General features: G+C 41.3%; 12 protein-coding genes. 10 read left to right on the top strand and 2 right to left on the bottom strand.

Translation table 11 applies throughout. The annotated features are described in order from the left end of the window. The 10 genes from JWH17_RS06420 to JWH17_RS06375 form a co-directional block, all read left to right on the top strand. A partial coding sequence (locus tag JWH17_RS06420; protein ID WP_205221764.1) for a PD-(D/E)XK nuclease family protein occupies nucleotides 1–781 on the top strand: 781 nt, incomplete at its 5' end. Between the two features lie 93 nt (nucleotides 782–874). Further along, entirely contained in the window at nucleotides 875–1096 is a 222-nt protein-coding gene (locus JWH17_RS06415; RefSeq protein WP_205221763.1) for a hypothetical protein, read from the top strand. Between the two features lie 95 nt (nucleotides 1097–1191). After that, nucleotides 1192–1953 carry a hypothetical protein gene (locus JWH17_RS06410; RefSeq protein WP_205221762.1) on the top strand — a complete coding sequence of 254 codons (762 nt, stop codon included), beginning with the start codon at nucleotides 1192–1194 and terminating at the stop codon, nucleotides 1951–1953. Nucleotides 1954–2056: 103 nt separating this feature from the next. Then, nucleotides 2057–2245, top strand: a complete 189-nt coding sequence (locus JWH17_RS06405; RefSeq protein WP_205221761.1) for a hypothetical protein — start codon at nucleotides 2057–2059, stop codon at nucleotides 2243–2245. A gap of 11 nt (nucleotides 2246–2256) precedes the next feature. Continuing rightward, nucleotides 2257–2622, top strand: coding sequence for a DUF2958 domain-containing protein (locus JWH17_RS06400; protein WP_205221760.1), 366 nt, complete (start codon nucleotides 2257–2259; stop codon nucleotides 2620–2622). Beyond that, the gene (locus JWH17_RS06395; protein WP_205221759.1) at nucleotides 2615–2779 is read left to right on the top strand and encodes a hypothetical protein; all 165 of its coding nucleotides are present in this window, start codon (nucleotides 2615–2617) and stop codon (nucleotides 2777–2779) included. Before JWH17_RS06400 ends, JWH17_RS06395 begins: the two co-directional genes overlap by 8 nt. A gap of 593 nt (nucleotides 2780–3372) precedes the next feature. After that, a complete protein-coding gene (locus tag JWH17_RS06390; RefSeq protein WP_205221758.1) occupies nucleotides 3373–3867 on the top strand; it encodes a hypothetical protein in 495 nt (164 codons plus the stop codon). A gap of 59 nt (nucleotides 3868–3926) precedes the next feature. Further along, on the top strand, nucleotides 3927–4412 hold the full coding sequence (locus JWH17_RS06385) for a hypothetical protein (RefSeq protein ID WP_205221757.1): 486 nt from the start codon (nucleotides 3927–3929) through the stop codon (nucleotides 4410–4412). A 24-nt stretch (nucleotides 4413–4436) separates the two neighbouring features. Further along, nucleotides 4437–4724, top strand: a complete 288-nt coding sequence (locus JWH17_RS06380; protein WP_205221756.1) for a hypothetical protein — start codon at nucleotides 4437–4439, stop codon at nucleotides 4722–4724. Nucleotides 4725–4885: 161 nt separating this feature from the next. Continuing rightward, a complete protein-coding gene (locus tag JWH17_RS06375) occupies nucleotides 4886–5095 on the top strand; it encodes a hypothetical protein (protein WP_205221755.1) in 210 nt (69 codons plus the stop codon). A gap of 299 nt (nucleotides 5096–5394) precedes the next feature. Here JWH17_RS06375 and JWH17_RS06370 read toward each other — a convergent pair whose 3' ends face one another. Continuing rightward, nucleotides 5395–6534 (bottom strand): hypothetical protein, encoded by a 1140-nt coding sequence (locus tag JWH17_RS06370; RefSeq protein ID WP_205221754.1) that lies wholly within the window; start codon nucleotides 6532–6534, stop codon nucleotides 5395–5397. Continuing rightward, on the bottom strand, nucleotides 6468–6635 hold the full coding sequence (locus JWH17_RS24565; RefSeq protein ID WP_369125045.1) for a hypothetical protein: 168 nt from the start codon (nucleotides 6633–6635) through the stop codon (nucleotides 6468–6470). The genes JWH17_RS06370 and JWH17_RS24565 overlap by 67 nt, the downstream gene beginning before the upstream one ends. Nucleotides 6636–6722: the final 87 nt, after the last annotated feature.

Here is a 6722-nt window from a genome sequence, read left to right as displayed (position 1 = left end):
CCGAAAACGATGGCCGGAATCGAATGGAATCCCTGGCCGGAATCAATTGGAATGGGTGGCCGGAATGAAATGGAATCACCGGCCGGAATCCCCTGGAATCAGTGGCCGGATTGCTCTGGAATACTCAGTGTTCTACCAGGGCATCAAAGAAACCGGTAAAAAGCCGTCGCTAATCAAACTGGAATACACCTTTATCAACGGCCTGTTTCAGAGCATGGAACGTACTGACGCGCCTGTACTTTATAAGAAGGATATGCCTGACACATCCACCGCAATAGCCATGGGTAAAAAGATGCTTCAGGTGCTCCACGAGGAGGCTAACCTTGAAGGATACCGTATTGAAGGCGTTGAACTGCCATTATCTGCGCCTTTATACAATCACGAAGGCACAGAGATGGACATTCAGTTGATGGGCATTATTGACCTGCTGTTGCGTGATAACAAGGGCAACCTAATCGCCGTGGATCACAAGACAGCCAAGCAGCCGAAATCCCAGGCATCGGTTGATAATGACCTGCAGCTTACAGCCTACAGTTACCTCCTAACTTGTGGAAAATTTGTGTTCCCGAGGGCCGAGGTGCTGTGCAGATTCGATGTATTAAGGAAGTTGAAGACACCAAAGTTGGAGATACACAACACCACCCGTGGGCCAGAATCCCGTAAGCGGTTCGCCAAATTAAGTGCGGCTGTCCTTGCTGGCATTGAAAACAAAGTGTTCCTGCCGTGTTCCTCATGGATGTGTGCTGATTGCGAATACTCCAAGGCGTGTAAGAGATGGTAGTAGTAATAATATAGAATAACCAATCAATTAGAACAAACCTTGTAGCCGTTATGCCCTTTGGGTGTAGCGGTTTTTCTGTTTAAGGAGACTGATATGAAATGGACACAAGTACCACCGGAATCAGTAGAGCCGGAACTATTCGATTTATCCGAAATAAGCGTGTGTATGGCAGCACCCTATAGTGGTCCTGATTCTTTGGATATGAGCAGGGATGATGAATGGCGTTTGTTTGTGGATGTTCTTACTACCTGTCCTGTAAATGGAACGCCTTTGCCGGAAGCTACTTTGTACATATTCAGGATACAGGGCCGTTAATAGCTCAACTACATCATTATCAATTCAAAGCCTTTTCTGCCAGCCGCAGGAGGGCTTTTTTTTATTTTTTTCAACTCAACATTAAGGAGATTGTTATGAGTTCAGCATTGTTAGGAAAAAATCGTGTATCAGAAAGCGAAGTAATCGCAGTGCCTGATGTTCCTTTTACCAGGACGCATCACCCCATCCACCACCGTGAAGTTATTAGGGTTGTTAAAGAAGCACTTGGCTTCATTGGGCTCGAAATCATCAAACAAGAGTATGTTCTTGCTGCCGAGGGAAATCAAATGTTCTCGGTGTGGGATCTCGATAGTGGAACCCCTGAAATGAAATGGAGCATCGGCATCAAAAACAGTCTTAACCGATCAATGGCTTTTGGGGTAACTGCTGGCACCAGGGTATTAGTGTGCGATAATATGGCGTTCTCGGGAGAATTTTTAGCTCTCCGCCGCCACACGTCGGGCCTAACGAGTGACCTGCTCGGCTTCCTTGCGTTCAAAACGATGAAACAGATGGTGCCACGGTTACGGGCATTCCAGAGTTGGCACGAGTCTCTGCGGAATTACCCACTCACTGAAGATGCTGCAAAGATTCTTCTGGTGGAGATTATGGCGAACAACGTTATCCCTGCCTCAAAGTTTCATCAGTTCAACGAACTGTATGCCAACGTCTATGACAATGGCTTGTGGGGCTTTCACGAGGCCGCCACCGACGTTCTTAAAGGCAGCAACCTGCTGACCCTCCCGCAGAAAAATAAGCTGCTGAACGGCGTTATCAATTCGTATATCGACTCGCTGGATACCGCCAATCGTTCAACTCTCGGAGATTTTTACCAGAAACGCGCAATCAATCTGTAAATTTCCACGCGCGTGGAAAAGATTTCCGAACGTCTGGAAACAATCATCAATAAGCCCTCTGGTTTGACTACCAGGGGGCTTTTTATTTGGAGGACGCACAGCTATGACCAAGCAACAGAAGAAACAATACCAACCTACAGAGGCCCTACGGCAGGTACTCAACATACTGAATCAGCAAAAATTCGTACTAGACTGCGGACACCATATCACCTTTAACCAGGTGCTTGGCAATGACATCACAATTCGTAACGGCAAAGAACTTCAGATTACTTGTTCAGAATGTGGATATTAGGGGGAATAATTATGTGGAATCAACCTACAGCTCAACGTTTAGCTAAAATCCCTGGTTTATATGAAACTGAAAGCATCCCGTTAAAAGAAAAACTTATTCACCTACATTTTCTTATAGGTGGTCATGATTGGTATGTGGCCGAATATGATGGCCGAGATACCTTCTGGGGCTTCGCTATCCTTAACGGGGATTACGAGAATGCTGAATGGGGATACTTCTCTTTCTCCGAACTTCAGCAACTAACAATACACGGCTGGATAGAAGCCGATTGTGAGCTTGAGGATTATTGGCAGATACGGCCAGCATCAGCTGTGAAGAAAATATGTTTAGCGCAGGGTTGGCATAAGTCAGCTACAACAGGAGCACAAAATGGATGATATATTCGATGACGGTATTAGCGCACAGGAATTGGCCATCGCTTTAGGGCTGGGTGAAGAAATAGCAGAGGAGGAGCGCAAACGCTTTCAGTTACTTCAGGATGATGAGCCTATCATGCCGGAGGACGACGATCCGGAATGGTGGGAGAAGGATTAATGTTCATACTGTGTGCAACTGGTGTAACCTAAGGTTACTTTTCTACCCAGCTCAACAAAAATTAGTTTTTTATTTTTGAGTATTTTTGCTTTCAGCGAGCCAGAATCTGTAATTAGTTGCACACGTTACACTTCTGGCTCTACACATATCAGCCTTACCAGCAAATATGGCATGACCTCCCCTCATAGGCGGGAGATGATATGACTTGAATCGACTGGTGTGACAGTATTTTTTCAACCTAAAGAAAACTACAGAAACCACATAGTGGTTTTTCGCAGGGCTACCATTCAAATTAGGCATGTAATATCAGACAGTTTTCCCTGTTTTATGACCAAAAGAAGATGTATAATCTGAACAGTTGGGTCGAAAATGATCGTAGGGTAACAACAATACAATCCCAAAATCCTATTAGACGGCAGACGAATGATGGTTAGCAATATCTTCTTCTGCGTCATACCAGGAACTCCTGCTTGGAACTATCTATGAAGTCTTCAACTGTTAAAGAGCTCCGCGAATAAAGAAAAATTCAAAGAGTAAAGCACATTATCCCAAAATAGGCCTGACTTCTATTAAACGTTAAATGTAGAAAAAGCATGAATGAAATCTATTACTTAATAATTGGTTGGTTGATGGGCATTTTAACAATGCTAATCAATAAATGGCTTGACTCATTCAAAGAAAGGAAAAAGCATGAAAATAAAATACTATCTGAGTGTCTTATTTTCATCTTTGCTGCGAGAGATATGTACAATGAAATGGCCATATGTTTAGCCTCGTTACACGAAATGGGAGAGAAGTATCCTGAAAAAAGAAATCAACTTGAAATTGATTTATATAATGAAGCTGAATCCGTTAAAGAAAAACAGTTCTTCCCGAAGTTAATGCTTCAATCGTTTCAACTACAAACATTACAAGACGAAACATTTTATCCTTTGTTTGAGAAAATTATGTCAGAATATCAAATACTCCATGAAAGTATAGTGTCTCACAAAACAATGGAAGAAGTTGATATCATCAATAAAAAAATACTCGAATTGACAAAGAAATTTATCGAAAAATCAAAAGCAAAAATTGAAAAACGCATTTAACCAAACGTTCGAGACGGACTCGCTGAAGCTCGCCGCTCAACTCCACGTTAGGTATTAGAATGACACCACATTTACATGAAATATCATCTGACCATAATTTGCTGGTGAGTCTCACGAAAACCGTGTCATGTTTTGATTGTTCTGCATATTTCCCAAATCATCTGGGGCTGGCCCAGTATGAACAGAAGAAGATAATAGATGAATTTCAACATGCATTAACTGATCATTTAAAAAACGAGTTTAATGACATTGAGTGGCAAACTGAGTATTCACCAGAAATAAACATAAGAGATTCGATTGATATAGTTGGCACTGTTGGGGATCTATTTATAGTTATTGAGCTTGATAAACATAGAGCTGATCAAGTTTCAAAAAAATTCTTATCTAGAACGGCGATTATGGCAGGAAAAAAAGTAATATACATTTCGTTGTGTTACCCTGGGACATCAAGAATGAACCCAAACGAGTGTGTTAAATATTTTTCTTATTGCAGCACTATATCAAAAATGATTGGTAATGAATATGCTGGATTAATAATTCAGTGAAAAACTTTAGAACGAGTGATGATAATGGATGAAAAGCGTCTTGTAAGATATCTGAATTCAGTTGGGAAAGAATGTTTTGTAAAATACTTTAGAATATTTAACGACTTCAATATGTCCAACAGTGAGATTGCAGACATAATAGAGGAGGAGAATGGATATACAAGAAAGGCATGTAACTCTAGGACTGGTCATGCACGAATGATTATAAGAGAAGGTGGAGCAAAAGATGCGCTAGAAATTATTGCTGCATCTAATCGTTTAAGTGCTGAAATTGTAACTGAAGCACGAAATATAATAAATAATTTTACCTAACGAATAAGGTTAGATTTTGAAAGCGACAGCGAGCCAAAATCTGAACAAGACATTCCACCGGACTCGCTGAAGCTCGCCAGTTTTTACCGTTATGAATAAAGAGATAGGTCCTGCCCAAATATAAGCTGGCTATCAACATGCAGAATTAACGAGGGGGCAAAATGAATGATTTTAGCGATGACCCGTTGGATCTACTCGATGATGATGGCACCCCCGTTAATGATATGATTTTACTGCTGGATGAGGATGAAAAAGGTAACGCTCAGAAGTCACCCCCTCAAAGCAATACTGGGTGCATCCTATTTTTCTTTCTTACTTTTTCGACAACCCTGCTGACAACTTATGGCTTTATTCACATAATCACGAATTAGCCCCCTATACCTCCTGTCTCTCTGTCACCATATTTGCTGCAAACTGCTCAACAGGTTTTCTGGATATAACAGGGAGGCTTTCCTCGTTATGGATGCAATAAGAAGAGTGGGGAACTATTTGGACGCTAGGGACGACAAAAACAATACTTTTTCGATACTGACAACGACCTTATATGGAAGCACAGCTCGTGAATGCAACATAATCCTTGAGGATTAGACATGTGGCACAACCCCATCGAAAACCATGGCGGCCGACTTAGACCTATTCGATGCTCATATTTTGGGAGGTGACCGCTAATCTAGCATTCTTCACAACGAGAAAGATAAGAAAGCCTCGAAATAATATCTTTTATCAAACCACTATTCATCAATAAACAATTTTTCCCTTCATTCTGCCGAATATTCTGACATAAAAAAGCAAGTAGATGACGTATTTTATATAAATTTGCATCGAACAGAATTTCTTTTTTTTCAATACATTCTACAGCCGATTTGTGCTCATGATGCGAAACAGGCAAACAGCTTTTTTTTAACTCCGATAAAAGTTCGCCAACTTCGGCCGGAGAAAAAACACTCACCTCATCAGGAGATAAATTTATAATTTTTTCTGCAACTAAAAGAAAATTACGTATAGCTTTTTGCTGTTCTTCTGGAGTGGGGGCTGGTTCTCGAATACGGGAATAAGCTAATTTCCAACATAGATAATCAATCAATTCTTTTTGTAAGGGATGATTTGCGAGATGGCATAAATCTGACCAAGTTGCAGACTTTTGATGAAGGTCAAAATCATCGCTCTCTTCTTCCCGCTCTTGAAATAGACTTTGATCCAAATCGAGCCCAAGGATTACAAAGCTCGAAACTTGAGGATACATTTTTTGGCCATATTTCGTAATAAAATCTTTCCGAATATCAAATTGCGTTTTGTTTTTATCCTTGCCCTGAGACCTGCCTTCTTTTGATAACCACTTGGCTTCGCCAAGCAGAAGAGTTTTATCTGTTTGTATGGCAAAATCAATTTCAGGGCCACCTGAAACCAAAGAATCTGGATGTGGATATCGTCTCCATAACCAGATACAGGGTTCAGCGCTCCCATTAAACGGTACATTTATTTTATCGAAGAGTTCTTCAACAAAGGCCTTCCTCTTGTGTGCCGAGCTGTAAATGAGAGGCCCAAAGATACTCCAAGTTATGGCGTCTTCACTGTGTAACGATTGAAGGTCGGAATAATAACCTAAATGCCGAGTAACCTCGTTACCATTCTCGTCAGCAAAATGTCTCTGCTGGTTGCTTTTGTATAATTTTTGTACGATTTCAGGAGGAGGCCATAATCGAATACCTGAAGCAACCAAGTTATCTTTATAATCTACTGTTGCTACGACCCCTCCTTTACTCCGAGCAACTCCAACCTTTTTCCCATCCCATTTTTCGATAAATTCCATATTTCAAGGTTCTCCTCTTCGCAGATTTTACCCAGAGCCAGCACTTTCTCTTCCTGCCAGAATTTCTCAAACTCATCGGGAATATTATCGGCATCGGCAATCTTGGGCAGGTGTTCGTCTATAAACTTCTCTATCAGCTCACTACTCTCTAATATCTTTTACCCGCTGTAATCGACCAAAATTGGCAC

The sequence above is a fragment of the Desulfogranum marinum genome (assembly GCF_016918565.1).
Taxonomy (GTDB): domain Bacteria; phylum Desulfobacterota; class Desulfobulbia; order Desulfobulbales; family Desulfobulbaceae; genus Desulfogranum; species Desulfogranum marinum.
This window is presented reverse-complemented; position numbering and strand designations above follow the sequence as displayed.

What these genes read in the sequence shown, in the direction of transcription:
- JWH17_RS06415 (WP_205221763.1), top strand. Translation starts at nt 875, where the DNA reads ATGAAATGGACACAAGTACCACCGGAATCAGTAGAGCCGGAACTATTC.
- JWH17_RS06410 (WP_205221762.1), top strand. Translation starts at nt 1,192, where the DNA reads ATGAGTTCAGCATTGTTAGGAAAAAATCGTGTATCAGAAAGCGAAGTA.
- JWH17_RS06405 (WP_205221761.1), top strand. Translation starts at nt 2,057, where the DNA reads ATGACCAAGCAACAGAAGAAACAATACCAACCTACAGAGGCCCTACGG.
- JWH17_RS06400 (WP_205221760.1), top strand. Translation starts at nt 2,257, where the DNA reads ATGTGGAATCAACCTACAGCTCAACGTTTAGCTAAAATCCCTGGTTTA.
- JWH17_RS06395 (WP_205221759.1), top strand. Translation starts at nt 2,615, where the DNA reads ATGGATGATATATTCGATGACGGTATTAGCGCACAGGAATTGGCCATC.
- JWH17_RS06390 (WP_205221758.1), top strand. Translation starts at nt 3,373, where the DNA reads ATGAATGAAATCTATTACTTAATAATTGGTTGGTTGATGGGCATTTTA.
- JWH17_RS06385 (WP_205221757.1), top strand. Translation starts at nt 3,927, where the DNA reads ATGACACCACATTTACATGAAATATCATCTGACCATAATTTGCTGGTG.
- JWH17_RS06380 (WP_205221756.1), top strand. Translation starts at nt 4,437, where the DNA reads ATGGATGAAAAGCGTCTTGTAAGATATCTGAATTCAGTTGGGAAAGAA.
- JWH17_RS06375 (WP_205221755.1), top strand. Translation starts at nt 4,886, where the DNA reads ATGAATGATTTTAGCGATGACCCGTTGGATCTACTCGATGATGATGGC.
- JWH17_RS06370 (WP_205221754.1), bottom strand. Translation starts at nt 6,534, where the DNA reads ATGGAATTTATCGAAAAATGGGATGGGAAAAAGGTTGGAGTTGCTCGG.